Source organism: Cupriavidus taiwanensis (genome assembly GCF_900250075.1).
Taxonomy (GTDB): Bacteria; Pseudomonadota; Gammaproteobacteria; order Burkholderiales; family Burkholderiaceae; genus Cupriavidus; species Cupriavidus taiwanensis_C.
The window spans coordinates 2,092,262-2,107,027 of the sequence record NZ_LT977070.1 but is presented as its reverse complement, the minus strand read 5'-3'; the positions used below and the strand labels follow the sequence as shown (position 1 = coordinate 2,107,027).

The 14,766-nt window shown below is 66.5% G+C and carries 14 protein-coding genes; 13 read left to right on the top strand and 1 reads right to left on the bottom strand.

Annotated features, from left to right (window positions below; all coding sequences use genetic code 11):
- Positions 1-54: 54 nt before the first annotated feature.
- Positions 55-873, bottom strand: a complete 819-nt coding sequence (gene map, locus CBM2588_RS09750; protein WP_115680371.1) for a type I methionyl aminopeptidase — start codon at positions 871-873, stop codon at positions 55-57.
- Positions 874-1,211: 338 nt separating this feature from the next.
- On the opposite strand from map, the gene rpsB reads away from it, so the two are divergent.
- The 13 genes from rpsB to lpxA all read left to right on the top strand — a co-directional run bounded on the left by rpsB (position 1,212) and on the right by lpxA (position 14,744).
- Positions 1,212-1,955 carry a 30S ribosomal protein S2 gene (rpsB, locus tag CBM2588_RS09745; RefSeq protein WP_012352954.1) on the top strand — a complete coding sequence of 248 codons (744 nt, stop codon included), beginning with the start codon at positions 1,212-1,214 and terminating at the stop codon, positions 1,953-1,955.
- Positions 1,956-2,239: 284 nt separating this feature from the next.
- Entirely contained in the window at positions 2,240-3,118 is an 879-nt protein-coding gene (gene tsf, locus CBM2588_RS09740) for a translation elongation factor Ts (RefSeq protein WP_115680370.1), read from the top strand.
- 298 nt (positions 3,119-3,416) lie between these two features.
- On the top strand, positions 3,417-4,127 hold the full coding sequence (gene pyrH / locus CBM2588_RS09735; RefSeq protein ID WP_012352952.1) for a UMP kinase: 711 nt from the start codon (positions 3,417-3,419) through the stop codon (positions 4,125-4,127).
- A gap of 141 nt (positions 4,128-4,268) precedes the next feature.
- A complete protein-coding gene (gene frr / locus CBM2588_RS09730; RefSeq protein ID WP_018005692.1) occupies positions 4,269-4,829 on the top strand; it encodes a ribosome recycling factor in 561 nt (186 codons plus the stop codon).
- Between the two features lie 46 nt (positions 4,830-4,875).
- Positions 4,876-5,646 (top strand): isoprenyl transferase, encoded by a 771-nt coding sequence (locus CBM2588_RS09725; RefSeq protein ID WP_012352950.1) that lies wholly within the window; start codon positions 4,876-4,878, stop codon positions 5,644-5,646.
- Positions 5,647-5,682: 36 nt separating this feature from the next.
- Entirely contained in the window at positions 5,683-6,504 is an 822-nt protein-coding gene (locus CBM2588_RS09720) for a phosphatidate cytidylyltransferase (protein WP_115680369.1), read from the top strand.
- An 11-nt stretch (positions 6,505-6,515) separates the two neighbouring features.
- Positions 6,516-7,697, top strand: a complete 1,182-nt coding sequence (gene ispC, locus CBM2588_RS09715) for a 1-deoxy-D-xylulose-5-phosphate reductoisomerase (protein ID WP_115680368.1) — start codon at positions 6,516-6,518, stop codon at positions 7,695-7,697.
- 104 nt (positions 7,698-7,801) lie between these two features.
- Positions 7,802-9,205 carry an RIP metalloprotease RseP gene (gene rseP / locus CBM2588_RS09710; protein ID WP_115680367.1) on the top strand — a complete coding sequence of 468 codons (1,404 nt, stop codon included), beginning with the start codon at positions 7,802-7,804 and terminating at the stop codon, positions 9,203-9,205.
- Positions 9,206-9,304: 99 nt separating this feature from the next.
- On the top strand, positions 9,305-11,638 hold the full coding sequence (gene bamA / locus CBM2588_RS09705; RefSeq protein WP_172581741.1) for an outer membrane protein assembly factor BamA: 2,334 nt from the start codon (positions 9,305-9,307) through the stop codon (positions 11,636-11,638).
- Positions 11,639-11,660: 22 nt separating this feature from the next.
- Positions 11,661-12,188, top strand: coding sequence for an OmpH family outer membrane protein (locus CBM2588_RS09700; RefSeq protein WP_115680365.1), 528 nt, complete (start codon positions 11,661-11,663; stop codon positions 12,186-12,188).
- A gap of 53 nt (positions 12,189-12,241) precedes the next feature.
- The gene (lpxD, locus tag CBM2588_RS09695) at positions 12,242-13,333 is read left to right on the top strand and encodes a UDP-3-O-(3-hydroxymyristoyl)glucosamine N-acyltransferase (RefSeq protein ID WP_115680364.1); all 1,092 of its coding nucleotides are present in this window, start codon (positions 12,242-12,244) and stop codon (positions 13,331-13,333) included.
- Positions 13,334-13,345: 12 nt separating this feature from the next.
- Complete coding sequence (gene fabZ / locus CBM2588_RS09690; RefSeq protein ID WP_010809590.1) at positions 13,346-13,795, top strand: 3-hydroxyacyl-ACP dehydratase FabZ; 450 nt, start codon at positions 13,346-13,348, stop codon at positions 13,793-13,795.
- Positions 13,796-13,940: 145 nt separating this feature from the next.
- Entirely contained in the window at positions 13,941-14,744 is an 804-nt protein-coding gene (lpxA, locus tag CBM2588_RS09685; protein WP_111517880.1) for an acyl-ACP--UDP-N-acetylglucosamine O-acyltransferase, read from the top strand.
- The last annotated feature ends 22 nt before the right edge of the window (positions 14,745-14,766 follow it).

The following is a 14,766-nucleotide window of genomic DNA, read 5'->3' as shown; positions in this document are numbered from 1 at the left end:
CACGGCTGGAAAAAGAAGGGCGCCCGGTCAGGCGCCCCTGGCTTCTGCGCGGCGTCAGGCCGCCACGGAATCGGTGATGAAGGCCGGCGGCGCCGGGGTGCCGGCGGACACCGTCAGCACCTCGTAGCCGGTCTCGGTGACCAGCACGGTGTGCTCCCACTGCGCCGACAGGCTGCGGTCGCGGGTCTTCACGGTCCACTGGTCGGGCATGGTGCGGATATCGCGCTTGCCGGCGTTGATCATCGGCTCCACCGTGAAGATCATGCCGGCCTTGATCTCGGCGCCGGTGCCGGGGCGGCCGTAGTGCAGGATCTGCGGGTCTTCGTGGAAGTTCTTGCCGATGCCGTGGCCGCAGTACTCGCGCACCACGCTGTAGCCGGCGGCTTCGGCATGCGCCTGGATGGCGTGGCCGATATCGCCCAGGCGCGCGCCATGGCGCACTTGCGCGATGCCTTTCCACATGCACTCGTAGGTCACTTGCGCCAGGCGCTTGGCCAGGATCGAGCCCTCGCCGACGATGAACATGCGGCTGGTGTCGCCGTAGTAACCGTCCTTGGTGATGACGGTGATGTCGAGATTGACGGCGTCGCCGCTCTTGAGCACGCGCTCCCCGGGGATGCCGTGGCAGATCACGTCGTTGACCGAGGTGCAGATCGCGCCGGGGAAGGGCGGGTAGCCCGGGGGCGCATAATTCAACGGCGCCGGCACGGTGCCCTGCACGTCGCGCATGTAGGCGTGGCACAGGCGGTCCAGTTCGCCGGTGGTGACGCCGGGCTGCACGAAGGGCGTGATGTAGTCGAGGACTTCGGAGGCAAGGCGGCAGGCCACGCGCATGTGGGCGATGTCTTCGGCGGTGTTCAGGTAAATGCTCATGCTGCGTCGCCAGAAAAAGTGATGGCGGGGCCACTGGCCACGCCGGAATCGAAGGATCAAAGTGGGATTATCGCACCATCGAGGCCGGATCGCAGCCTGTTCCGGGCCGCCCGGAATCGGCCGCCAGAGGCGGAACCGAGCACAGCGGCTTGAGCGGGCGGTACTTTTGTTGCTAGAATAGCGGGCTGATTTGGTTGCGCCGCAGCAATTGCGCCGGCCAGGTCGGTTATTTTGGCAGGATCCTATCCTGTCGCTTGAAATCGCTGGCCCGCCTATCCGGGGTGTTCCTTTTCAGGAATGTCGGGGCGGGCTTCAGACCTAACCCTTTGGAGATTTTCATGTCCGTGACCATGCGCGAAATGCTGGAAGCCGGTTGCCACTTCGGCCACCAGACCCGCTTCTGGAACCCGAAGATGGCCCCCTTCATCTTCGGCCATCGCAACAAGATCCACATCATCAACCTCGAAAAGACGCTGCCGATGTTCCAGGACGCCATGAAGTACGTGCGTCAGCTGGCGGCCAATCGCGGCACCATCCTTTTCGTGGGCACCAAGCGCCAGTCGCGCGAAATCCTGGCTGAAGAAGCAGGCCGTGCCGGCATGCCCTACGTCGACGCCCGCTGGCTCGGCGGCATGCTGACCAACTTCAAGACGGTCAAGACCTCGATCAAGCGCCTGAAGGACATGGAAGCCGCCAAGGAAGCCGGCGCGCTGGAAACCATGAGCAAGAAGGAAGCGCTGATGTTCGAGCGCGAGATGATCAAGCTGGAAAAGTCGATCGGCGGCATCAAGGAAATGGGCGGCGTGCCTGACGCGATCTTCGTGGTCGACGTCGGCTACCACAAGATTGCCGTGACCGAAGCCAACAAGCTGGGCATCCCCGTGATCGGCGTGGTCGATACCAACCACTCGCCGGAAGGCATCGATTACGTGATCCCGGGCAACGACGACTCGAGCAAGGCCGTGGCCCTGTACGTGCGCGGCGTGGCCGACGCGATCCTGGAAGGCCGTGCCAACGCCGTGCAGGAAGTCGTTGAAGCCGCCCGCGGCGACGACGAATTCGTCGAAGTGCAGGAAGGCTGATAGCCTCCCGGCCCGCTGCTGAAAGGAACCCGATAGCGCGCACGTCAACACACGACAAGGCAGGCATCGCCTGCCGCCCGGCACGCCGGGCAGCGCGCAGGGCGCAAGCCGGGGTACTTCGGCAGCAGGGCAAAAAAGGGGGCACATCTGGCGCCCCCTTTTTTCGAATTTGAATTGTTGTCATCCGCCGCAGGCAAGATCTGCCGCGGGTGCGCTGAAGACCCACCGACCGGGTGCCGCGGGCGACTGCCGGCAGCCGGCGCGAACCATTCAAGGAGTGACAAATGGCGGCAATTACCGCAAGCATGGTTGCAGAACTGCGCGCGAAGACCGACGCGCCCATGATGGAATGCAAGAAGGCCCTGACCGAGGCCGACGGCGACCTGAACAAGGCCGAAGAGCTGCTGCGCGTCAAGCTGGGCAACAAGGCCAGCAAGGCCGCCTCGCGCGTGACCGCCGAAGGCGTGGTGGCATCGTTCATCGACGGCACCACCGGCGTGCTGGTCGAGCTGAACTGCGAGACCGATTTCGTCTCCAAGAACGACGACTTCCTGGCCTTCTCGGCCAAGGTGGCTGAACTGATCGCCAAGCAGAACCCGGCCGACGTGGCCGCGCTGTCGGCGCTGGAAATCGACGGCGTCAGCGTCGAAGCCACCCGCGCTGCCCTGATCGGCAAGATCGGCGAGAACATGACGATCCGCCGCTTCACCCGCTACGCCAACGGCGGCAAGCTGGTCTCGTACCTGCACGGCACTCGCATCGGCGTGATGGTCGAGTTCGACGGCGACGAAGCCGCCGCCAAGGACGTCGCCATGCACGTGGCCGCGATGAAGCCGGTGTCGCTGTCGGCCGAGCAGGTCCCGGCCGACCTGATCGCCAAGGAGCGCAGCATCGCCGAGCAGAAGGCTGCCGAATCGGGCAAGCCGGCCGAGATCGCCGCCAAGATGGTCGAAGGTTCTGTGCAGAAGTACCTGAAGGAAGTCTCGCTGTTCAACCAGCCGTTCGTGAAGAACGACAAGCAGACCGTCGAGCAGATGCTGAAGGCCGCCAACACGACCGTGAAGGGCTTCACCCTGTACGTGGTGGGCGAAGGCATCGAGAAGAAGCAGGACGACTTCGCCGCTGAAGTGGCCGCCCAGGTGGCCGCTGCCCAGAAGGGCTGATGTCCGGGGCGCGCCGGGCCGGCCGTCAGGGCCGGCGCGGGCGCCTATAATGCCGCAGGGGCGCCGCAAGGTGCCCCTCTGCATAAGTAGTGCAGCACGGCGCGGCCGGCGTTGCATTGCAGCAGTCTGTTTCCGCGGTGGTCCGGTTTCGGCCGGGGCACCCCGAAAACCGGCTTTTCTCCTGCCGGCGGCACGATGACCCGTGCTGCCGGTGCCAAAACATACGTCCCAGTGTCTCAACCGAGTCGTCTCGACCGAGCCGTCTCAACCGAGCGAACTGCTCCTTCCGAGGGTGAACATGCCAGCCTACAAGCGCGTCCTTCTGAAACTGTCCGGTGAAGCCCTGATGGGCGACGATGCCTTCGGCATCAACCGCTCCACCATCGAGGCGATGGTGAACGACATTGCCGAGATCGTGAAGCTCGGTGTGCAGGTGGCGGTGGTGATCGGCGGCGGCAATATCTTCCGCGGCGTGGCCGGCGGCGCTGCCGGCATGGACCGCGCCACCGCCGACTACATGGGCATGCTGGCCACCATGATGAACGCGCTGGCGCTGCAGGACGCCATGCGCCACGCCAATATCGAAGGCCGCGTGCAGTCGGCGCTGCGCATGGACCAGGTGGTCGAGCCCTATATCCGCCCGCGCGCGATCCGCCAGCTGGAAGAGGGCAAGGTGGTGATCTTCGCCGCCGGCACCGGCAACCCGTTCTTCACCACCGACACCGCGGCCGCGCTGCGCGGCTCCGAGATCGGCGCCGAGATCGTGCTGAAGGCGACCAAGGTCGACGGCGTCTACACCGCCGACCCGAAGAAGGATCCGAGCGCCACGCGCTACACCACCATCAGCTTCGACGAGGCCATCTCGCGCAACCTGCAGGTGATGGACGCCACCGCGTTCGCGCTGTGCCGCGACCAGAAGCTGCCGATCAAGGTGTTCTCGATCGTGAAGCCCGGCGCGCTCAAGCGCGTCATCCTGGGCGAGGATGAGGGTACGCTGGTGCATGTGTGATCTTCATCGCTGAGCCGCATCTGTGAGTCCGGTAACGGAGGCCGCGCCGCGGCGCTGGTATCCAGCCGGGCAAAGAGTAGAATGATTCATTTTCGATCCCCACCAGAGGGGATCTTGGTTGGCTGATTTCCGGAGGTAAAAATGAGCGTCGCCGACACAAAGAAGAGCGTCGAGCAGAAAATGCAGAAGTCGATCGAAGCCTTCAAGGCCGATCTGGCCAAGATCCGCACCGGCCGTGCCCATACCGGCCTGCTCGACCACGTTCAGGTGGATTACTACGGCTCGATGGTGCCCATCAGCCAGGTGGCGGCGATCGGCCTGGCCGACGCCCGTACCATCACGGTGCAGCCGTGGGAAAAGAAAATGGTGGGCGCGGTCGAGAAGGCCATCCGCGATTGCGACCTGGGCCTGAATCCGGCCACCATGGGCGAAGTGATCCGTGTGCCGATGCCTGCACTGACCGAAGAGCGCCGCAAGGAGCTGACCAAGGTCGTGAAGGGCGAGGCCGAGGGTGCCAAGGTGGCGGTGCGCAACCTGCGCCGCGATGCCAACGAACAGTTCAAGAAGCTGGTCAAGGACAAGACCATTTCCGAGGACGAAGAGCGCCGCGGCCAGGACGAGGTGCAGAAACTGACCGACAAGTACGTGGCCGAGATCGACAAGATGGTCGCCGAAAAAGAGAAGGAGATCATGACGGTCTGACGTCCGTCCCGGCCTGGCCGGGTCTGTCAGCGACCGTCTCACGCCCATGCAGCACATCAGCTCGACGCTTGCCGTACCCGATACTTCCTACGTGCCTAGGCACGTTGCCATCATCATGGACGGCAACGGCCGCTGGGCGACCCAGCGGCACCTGCCGCGCGTGGCGGGGCACAGCCGCGGGCTGGACGCCGTGCGCGCGGTGGTGGAAGCCTGCGCCGCGCGGGGCGTGCAGTACCTGACGCTGTTCGCGTTCAGCTCCGAGAACTGGCGCCGTCCGGCCGACGAGGTCTCGTTCCTGATGCGGCTGTTCATGATGTCGCTGCGGCGCGAAGTGGTGAAGATGCACGCCAACAACATCCGGCTGCGGGTGGTGGGCGACCTGAGCCGCTTCAGCCCGCGCATCCAGCGGCTGATCAAGGATGCCGAGGCGCGCACCGCCGGCAATACCGGCCTGACCGTCACCATCGCCGCCAACTACGGCGGGCGCTGGGACCTGCTGCAGGCCATGCGCAAGATGCTGGCGCGCTCGCCCATGCTCGATCCCGAAACCATCGACGAATCGCTGCTGGCCCCGCACCTGGCCATGGCCTATGCACCGGAGCCGGACCTGTTCATCCGCACCGGCGGCGAACAGCGCATCAGCAATTTCCTGCTGTGGCAGCTCGCCTATTCCGAGCTGTACTTCACCGACGTCTACTGGCCGGATTTCGACGCCGCGGAACTCGACAAGGCCTTTGCCTCGTACCGCCAGCGCGAACGCCGCTTCGGCCGCACCAGTGCGCAGCTGGTCGCGCCCGGACTTTCTGGCACGGCCTGAGCCCGGCCACTCCAACTCTTCACGGGACCGCAGCGCATGCTCCTCACCCGCGTCATTACCGCCCTGTGCCTGTTGCTGCTGATCCTTCCAATCCTGTTCCTGGCGCCGCCGGCGGGCCTGGCGGGACTGCTCGGCGTGATCGTGCTGCTGGCCGGCTGGGAATTCGGTCGCCTGATCGGACTGCGCGGGCCGTGGCCCTATGTCTATGCGCTGGCCTGCCTGATCGCCACCATCACCTGGCATGACCTGCCGCTGCGCCACGCCACCACCTGGCTGCTCGAGGCCGCGGTGGTGTGCTGGGGCGTGGCCGTGCTGCTGCTGGCGCGCGGCGTGCGCACCGCCACCCCGGCCTTCACCGCGCTGGGCGCGGTGCTGGGGCTGGTGATGCTGCCCGCGTTCGTCCATGCCACCATGATCCTGCGCGGCGCCGGCATCGGCGTGCTGCTGACCGCCGCGGTGCTGGTATGGGCCGCCGATATCGGCGCGTATTTCACCGGCAAGGCGATCGGCCGGCGCAAGCTGGCGCCCGGCATCAGCCCGGGCAAGTCGTGGGAGGGCGCCATCGGCGGCTGGGTGCTGGCGCTGGTGATCGGCCTCGCGCTGGCGGCCACCCACGCCTTTGCCCCGACCTGGTTCTCGGCGATGGGCGATCGCGGCGGTTTGGGTTATGTCGCCGTGCTGACCACGCTGCTGGTCGCGGCCAGCGTGGTGGGCGACCTGTTCGAATCCCTGCTCAAGCGCCAGGTCGGCAAGAAGGACAGCAGCCGGCTGCTGCCCGGCCATGGCGGCGTGCTGGACCGCATCGACGCCTTGCTGCCGGTGTTCCCGCTGGCGGCCCTGATGCTGATTTTTCTCTGAAGCCGTCTGCTATGCATCGCATCACCATCCTGGGCGCCACCGGCTCCATCGGAGAAAGCACGCTCGACGTAATCCGGCGCCATCCCGGCCGTTACGCCGCGCATGCTCTCAGCGCCCACCGGCAGGTGCGCAAGCTGGCCGACCAGTGCATCGAGTTCCGCCCGGCACGCGCCGTGGTGGGAACGGCCGAGGCGGCGCGCGAGCTGGAAACGCTGCTGCGCGCTGCCGGCGTGGCCACCGAGGTCGGCTACGGCGAAGCCGCGCTCGAATCCATCGCCGCCGATGCCCAGACCGATGCGGTGATGGCCGCCATCGTCGGCGCGGCGGGCCTGCGTCCGACGCTGGCGGCGGCGCGCGCGGGCAAGCGCGTGCTGCTGGCCAACAAGGAAGCCCTGGTCATGTCCGGGCGCATCTTCATGGACGCGGTGCGCGAGCACGGCGCCACGCTGCTGCCGATCGACAGCGAGCACAACGCCATCTTCCAGTGCCTGCCCGCCGACGACCCCCGCTACGGCCGCGGCGTGGCCAAGGTGCTGCTGACCGCGTCGGGCGGGCCGTTCCGCACGCGCGACCCGGCCACGCTGCACGATATCTCGCCCGACCAGGCCTGCGCCCATCCCAACTGGGTCATGGGCCGCAAGATCTCGGTCGACTCCGCCACCATGATGAACAAGGGCCTCGAGGTGATCGAGGCACACTGGCTGTTCGGCGCCCCGGCCGAGCGCATCGAGGTGCTGATCCACCCGCAGAGCATCGTGCATTCGATGGTGGCCTACGCCGATGGCTCGGTGCTGGCGCAGCTGGGCAATCCGGACATGCGCACGCCGATCGCCTATGGCCTGGCCTATCCGGAACGGATCGACGCGGGCGTGACCCCGCTCGACCTGACCCTTGCCGGCGGTCTGCATTTCGAGAAGCCGGACCTGGCGCGGTTCCCGTGCCTCGGGCTGGCTTTCGACGCGCTGCGCGCGGCGGGGGTGGCGCCGGCGGTGCTCAATGCGGCCAATGAAGTGGCGGTCGAGGCATTCCTCGCGGGCCAGGTGCGCTTTACCGATATCGCCGGCATCGTGCGCGAGGTGCTTGAGGCAGCACCGAACGGGCCCGCCGATACGCTCGAGGCCGTGCTCTCGGCCGACGCGCTGGCGCGCGAGGCGGCCCGGGCCGGCGTCACCGCGCGCGCCGCGGCCCGCTGATCCGGCGGGCCGGTCTGCCGCATCTGCGACAATAGCGGCTGCGCCGGCCGGTCCCCCGGGGACCGCGCGGGCCGGCCACAGCGACCTTACCGACGTCCCGCACCATGCAAACCGTACTCGCTTTCATCGTTGCCCTGTGCGTGCTGATCTACGTGCACGAAATGGGCCACTACCTGGCCGCGCGCGCCTGCGGCGTAAAGGTGCTGCGTTTTTCCATCGGCTTCGGGCGGCCACTGCTGCGCTGGATCTCGAAGAGCCGCGACCGCACCGAGTGGACGGTGGCGATGATCCCGCTGGGCGGCTACGTCAAGATGCTCGACGAGCGCGAGCTCGATCCCGCGCGCGACACTCCCATCGACCCCGCCGACCTGCCGCGTGCCTTCAACCGCCAGCCGGTGGGCAAGCGCTTCGCCATCGTCGCGGCCGGCCCGCTGGCCAACTTCGCGCTGGCGATCGTGCTGTATTTCGCGCTGTTCGCCGGCGGCATGCGCGAGCCCGTGCCGGTGGTGGCGGCGCCCGCGGCCGGCACCATGGCGGCGCAGGCCGGCGTGCGCGAGGGCGACCGGGTGCTGTCGCTGACCGCCAACGGCCACACCGAGCCGGTCCGCTCCTGGAACGACCTGCGCATGGCGGTGTTTGCCGAAGGCTTCGGCGATGCGCGCGCGGTGCTGCGCCTGCGCGGCGCCGACGGCGCCGAACGCGATGTCACGCTGCCGCGCCTGCCCAATACCGGCGGCAATCCCGAGCAGGATCCGCTCGCCACGCTCGGCCTGAACCTGAAGGGCGGGCCGGTGACGATCACCGAGGTGCTGCCCGATTCGGCCGCCGAACGCGCCGGCCTGCGCAAGGGCGACCGCATCGTGGCCTGGCAGGGCAGCCCGCTGACGCAGGCCAGCGCGCTGATCAAGGCGGTGCGCAGCCAGCCGGGCCAGGCCGTGACGCTGGGCATCGAGCGCGACGGCCAGCGCCTGGACGTGCCGGTCACGCTCGACACTGCCGCGGCGCGCGATGGCGCCACGGATGCCAGCGGCGCCGCGCCGGCGCCGGCGGGCAAGCTGGGCGCGGCGCTGAGCCAGGCGGTGCAGATGGAGACCGTGCGCTACCGGCCGGACCAGGCGCTGGCACGCGCGGTGGGGCAGGTCTGGGATACCAGCGCACTGTCGCTCAAGCTGCTGGGCAAGATGCTGGTGGGGCAGGCTTCGCTGCAGAACCTGAGCGGTCCGCTGACCGTGGCGGACTACGCCGGACGTGCCGCAAACCTCGGCATACAGGCCTTTGTCAGCTTCCTGGCGCTGGTCAGCGTTAGTCTTGGCGTACTCAATTTGTTACCCATTCCGGTTCTGGATGGGGGGCATTTGCTGTATTATTGCGTGGAATTTTTGACTGGCCGGCCCGTCCCAGACCACTGGCAGGCAATGCTGCAGAAGGTTGGCATCGCTTGCATCTTGCTCCTGACTTCGCTCGCTTTGTTCAATGACGTCAGCCGAATGTTTCTGGCGAACGGCTAGAAACGTGTGTCGGCAAGGGGTGGTGGTGTCGTCGGACACCGTCGCCGGGGACGCCATTTGCCAGGCGCAGTCCAATGAGGCATCGGAGCGCAATCCTGGATGGAATCAAAGAGGGGATCAACATTGATCAGACATAAGCGCATTTCGCTGGGTTTGCTGGCGAGTGCCGTTATTGCAGCCTGGAGCCCGGCGGGCTGGGCTGCCGATCCGTTCGTCGTCAGGGACATCCGCGTTGAGGGACTGCAACGCGTCGAACCGGGTACCGTGTTTGGCTACCTGCCGGTGCGCGTCGGTGAAACCTTCACCGATGACAAGGGTGCCGATGCCATCCGTGCCCTCTACAATACCGGCTTCTTCAAGGACGTGCAGATCCGCGCCGAGGAAGGCGTGCTGGTGGTGCAGGTCGAAGAGCGTCCGGCCATCTCGCAGCTCGAGTTCGTCGGCATCAAGGAATTCGACAAGGACACGCTGCGCCGCTCGCTGCGCGCGGTCGGCGTGGCCGAGGCCCGCTACTACGACAAGGCCCTGATCGACAAGGCCGAGCAGGAACTCAAGCGCCAGTACGTCGCGCGCGGCTACTATGCCGCCGACGTGCAGACCACCATCACGCCGGTGGACCGCAACCGCGTCTCGGTGGTGTTCAACGTCGACGAGGGCCCGGTGGCCAAGATCCGCCAGATCAATATCGTCGGCAACAAGGCCTTCAAGGAAAGCACGCTGCGCGACGAGATGCAGCTGTCCACGCCGAACTGGCTGTCGTGGTACACCAAGAACGACCTGTACTCGAAGCAGAAGCTGACCGCCGACCTGGAAGCGCTGCGCTCGTACTACCTGAACCGCGGCTACCTGGAATTCGCCATCGAATCGACCCAGGTCTCGATCACGCCCGACAAGAAAGACATCTTCCTGACGCTGAACATCAAGGAAGGCGAGCAGTACAAGGTTTCCGACGTGCGCCTGGCCGGCGAGCTGCTGGGCAAGCAGGAGGAAATGGAAAAACTGCTGCAGCTGAAGAAGGGCGATATTTTCTCGTCCGAGAAGCTGACGCAGAGCACCAAGGCCATTACCGACCTGCTCGGGACCTATGGCTACGCGTTCACCACCATCAACCCGCAGCCGCAGATCGACAAGGAAAAGCGCGAAGTCGCGCTGACGCTGATGGTTGATCCAGGCCGCCGCGTCTACGTGCGCCGCGTCAACGTGGTCGGCAACAGCAAGACCCGTGACGAAGTGGTGCGGCGCGAGATGCGCCAGATGGAAAGCTCTTGGTTCGACAGCGAAAAGCTGCAGCAGTCGCAGGCGCGTATCAACCGTACCGGCTACTTCACCGACACCAACATCACCACCGAGGACGTGCCCGGCGCGCCCGACCAGGTCGATGTGAACGTCAACGTGACCGAAAAGCCGACCGGCCAGATCAGCCTCGGCGTGGGCTTCTCGTCGACCGACAAGCTGGTGCTGCAGGCCGGCCTGCGCCAGGACAACGTGTTCGGCTCGGGTACCAGCCTGGGCCTGGACGTGAACACCGCCAAGTCGTTCCGCACCATTGCGCTGACGCAGTACGACCCGTACTTCACGGTGGACGGCATCAGCCGCTCGACCGATATCTACTACCGTACCTCGCGCCCGCTGTACTACACCGGCGACCAGGACTACAAGATCGTCTCGGCCGGCGGCGGCTTCAAGTTCGGCGTGCCGTTCTCGGAAGTCGATACCGTGTTCTTCGGCATCGGCTACGAACGCACCCAGGTGTACACCTCGGTCAACACGCCGACCCAGTACACGAACTGGCTGAACCAGATCGGCAAGAGCTCCGGCGACGGCATCAACAACTTCCCGTTCACGATCGGCTGGGCGCGTGACCGCCGCGACAGCGCACTGGTCCCGACCAAGGGCCCGTACACGCAGGCCAACCTCGAAGTCGGCCTGCCGGGCGGCGATACGCAGTACTACCGCGCCAGCGTGCAGCAGCAGTACTTCTACCCGATCTCGAAGGCCTTCACGCTGGCACTGAACGGCGAGGTCGCCTACGGCCACGGCTACGGCAACACGCCGTTCCCGGTGTTCAAGTACTTCTACGCCGGCGGTATCGGCTCGGTGCGCGGCTACCAGACCAGCACGCTGGGCCCGAAGGACCAGAACGGCAACCCGGTGGGCGGCGCCTCCAAGATGATCGGCAACATCGAGTTCATCTTCCCGCTGCCGGGCTCGGGCGTGGACCGCACGCTGCGCCTGTTCACCTTCTTCGACTTCGGTAACGTCTATCAGGAAGGCGAGCCTCTGAGCTTCAGCGAGCTGAAGTACTCGACCGGCTTCGGCATGTCGTGGCTGTCGCCGATCGGGCCGCTGAAGCTCAGCATGGGCTTCCCGCTCAGGCGCGACACCAACGACAAGGTCCAGCGCTTCCAGTTCCAGATCGGCACGGCATTCTGATTCTGAAAAAGGATCTGTTTTCATGACTACAACATCCAAACTGGTCAAGTCCCTGGGCGCCGCCGCGCTCGCCGGCGCGGCGCTGTGTGCCGCGCTGCCGGCCTCGGCCCAGGAAGCGCGCATCGCCGCGGTCAATTCCGAGCGCATCCTGCGCGATTCGCAGCCGGCCAAGGCGGCGCAGGTCAAGCTGGAGCAGGAGTTCTCCAAGCGCGACCGCGAGCTGCAGGACATGGCCCAGAAGATCAAGGGCATGGCCGACAAGCTGGACAAGGACACGGCCGTGCTGGCCGATTCCGACCGCCAGCGCCGCCAGCGCGAAGTGGCTGACCTGGACCGCGAGTTCCAGCGCAAGCAGCGCGAGTTCCGCGAGGACCTGAACCAGCGCCGCAACGAGGAGCTGGCCCAGGTGCTGGAACGCGCCAACCGCGTGATCCGTCAGCTTGCCGAACAGCGCAAGTACGACCTGATCGTGCAGGAAGCCGTGTACGTGAATCCGCGCATCGATATCACCGACGACGTGATGAAGGTGCTGAACGCCGGCGGCAAGTAAGCCTGCGCCGCTTCGTCGTTCGTTCCTTCGTTCTTTCATCAGGAAGTACCGCCATGCAGACACCCACACTGGGTCAGCTCGCCACCGAGAACGGCGCGCAGGTTGTGGGTGACCCCGACCTGGCGATCACCGGCCTGGCCCCCCTGGACCAGGCCGGACCGGGCGAGCTCTCGTTCCTGTCCAATCCGCTCTACCTGCAGCAGGCGCTGGATGCCAGGGCCGGCGCCGTGATCGTCTCGGCCGCCGACCTCGAGCGCGTGCGCGCCGAAGGCAGGGCCGACGGCCGCAACTGGCTGGTGGCACGCAATCCCTACGTATGCTTTGCCCGCGTGGCGCAGCGTTTCGACCGTGCCGCCAATACCGATGCGCGCACCGGCATCGACGCGCGCGCCACCGTGGCGCCCGACGCGGTGGTGCCGGCCTCGTGCTACATCGGCCCCAACGTGGTCATCGAAGCCGGCGCGCGCCTGGGCGAGCGCGTGCGCATCCTGGCCAACGGCTATGTCGGCGCGCATGCGCAGATCGGCGACGATTCACTGCTCTACGCCAATGTCTCGGTCTACCACCACTGCGTGGTCGGCGCCCGCGCCATCCTGCACAGCGGTGTGGTGATCGGCGCGGACGGCTTCGGCTTCGCGCCGGACATCAGCGCGACCGGCGTCGAATACGTGAAGATCCCGCAGACCGGACGCGCGGTGCTGGGCCAGGACGTCGAGGTCGGCGCCAATACCGCGATCGACCGCGGCGCCATGGCCGACACCGTGATCGAGGACGGCTGCAAGATCGACAACCAGGTCCAGATCGCGCACAACGTGCGGGTCGGCGCGCATACGGTCATCGCCGGCTGCGCCGCGGTGTCGGGCAGCACCCGCATCGGGCGCTTCTGCGTGATCGGCGGCGCCGCCAACTTTGCCGGCCACCTGACCATTGCCGACCGCACCACGGTGTCGGGCGGCACCTCGATCACCAAATCCATTACCAAGCCCGGCGGCCATTTCACCAGCGTGTTCCCGTTCCTGCCGCACGGCGAGTGGGAGCGCAATGCAGCCATCGTGCGCGGCCTGAGCAAGCTGCGCGAACGGGTGGTGGCGCTGGAGCGCCGCCTGCGCGGCCAGGCCGCCGGGTCCCAATCCTCACAAGACTGAAGAGAAATCATCATGAGCGCGGCCGAAATCGATATCCGCAAGATCCTCAAGCTGCTGCCGCACCGGTACCCGTTCCTGCTGGTCGACCGCGTGCTGGAGTTCGAGGCGCAGAAGCGGATCAAGACCCTGAAGAACGTCACCATCAACGAGCCGTACTTCCAGGGCCATTTCCCCGAGCAGCCGGTGATGCCGGGCGTGATGATCCTGGAAGCGCTGGCGCAGTCGGCCGGCCTGCTGACCTTCGGCGCCGACATGGAGCGCAAGGAAGGCGCGCTGTACTACTTCGTCGGCATCGACGGCGCCCGCTTCAAGCAGGTGGTGTACCCCGGCGACCAGCTGCACATGAACGTGACGGTCGAGCGCTATATCCGCGGCATCTGGAAGTTCAAGGCGTTCGCCACGGTCGACGACAAGGTGGCCTGCGAGGCGGAGCTGATGTGCACCGTGAAGCAGGCCGAGTGAGGCCGCCCGCGGCCTTCGGCACTGCCGCGGGCTGACTGCCGCACCCCCTCGCGTCCTCCGCGCCGCGGGGGTGCACGGCCCGGACGGGAACCTTTGCCCGGCGCATTGGCCCATCCTCCACCAGACCCATCACAGGACAGTACGCATGACGCAAATCCACCCCACCGCACTGGTCGACCCGAAGGCAGAACTGGCCGCCGACGTCAGCGTCGGCCCGTTCTCGATCGTCGGCCCCAACGTGCGGATCGGCAGCGGCACCCGGATCGGCTCGCATACGACGGTCGAGGGCCATACCACGATCGGCGCGGGCAACACCATCGGCCCCTATGCCTCGGTCGGCGGCGTGCCGCAGGACATGAAGTACCGCAACGAGCCGACCCGGCTCGAGATCGGCGACCGCAACACCATCCGCGAATTCACCACGATCCACACCGGCACGGTGCAGGACCGCGGCCTGACCAGCATCGGCAACGACAACTGGATCATGGCCTACGTCCATATCGCCCATGACTGCATGGTCGGCAACCACACCGTGTTCTCCAGCAACGCGCAGATCGCCGGCCACGTCGAGGTGGGCGACTGGGCCATCCTGGGCGGCATGAGCGGCGTGCACCAGTTCGTGCGCATCGGCGCCCATGCGATGCTGGGCGGCGCCTCGGCGCTGGTGCAGGACGTGCCCCCGTTCGTGATCGCGGCCAGCGACAAGAGCGGCAACAAGGCCACGCCGCACGGCATCAATGTCGAAGGGCTGCGCCGCCGCGGCTTCGATGCCGGCCAGATCGCCGCGCTGCGCCAGGCCTACAAGCTGCTTTACAAGTCCGACCTCAGCTTCGACGAGGCGCGCAACGAGATTTCCGCATTGCTGGCCCAGGTGGATGCCGGCACCGCGGCGCCGCTGCAGGCCTTTGTCGACTTCCTTGCCGCCACCCAGCGCGGCATCGTGCGCTGAGACCGGTCCCACATGGCTGACG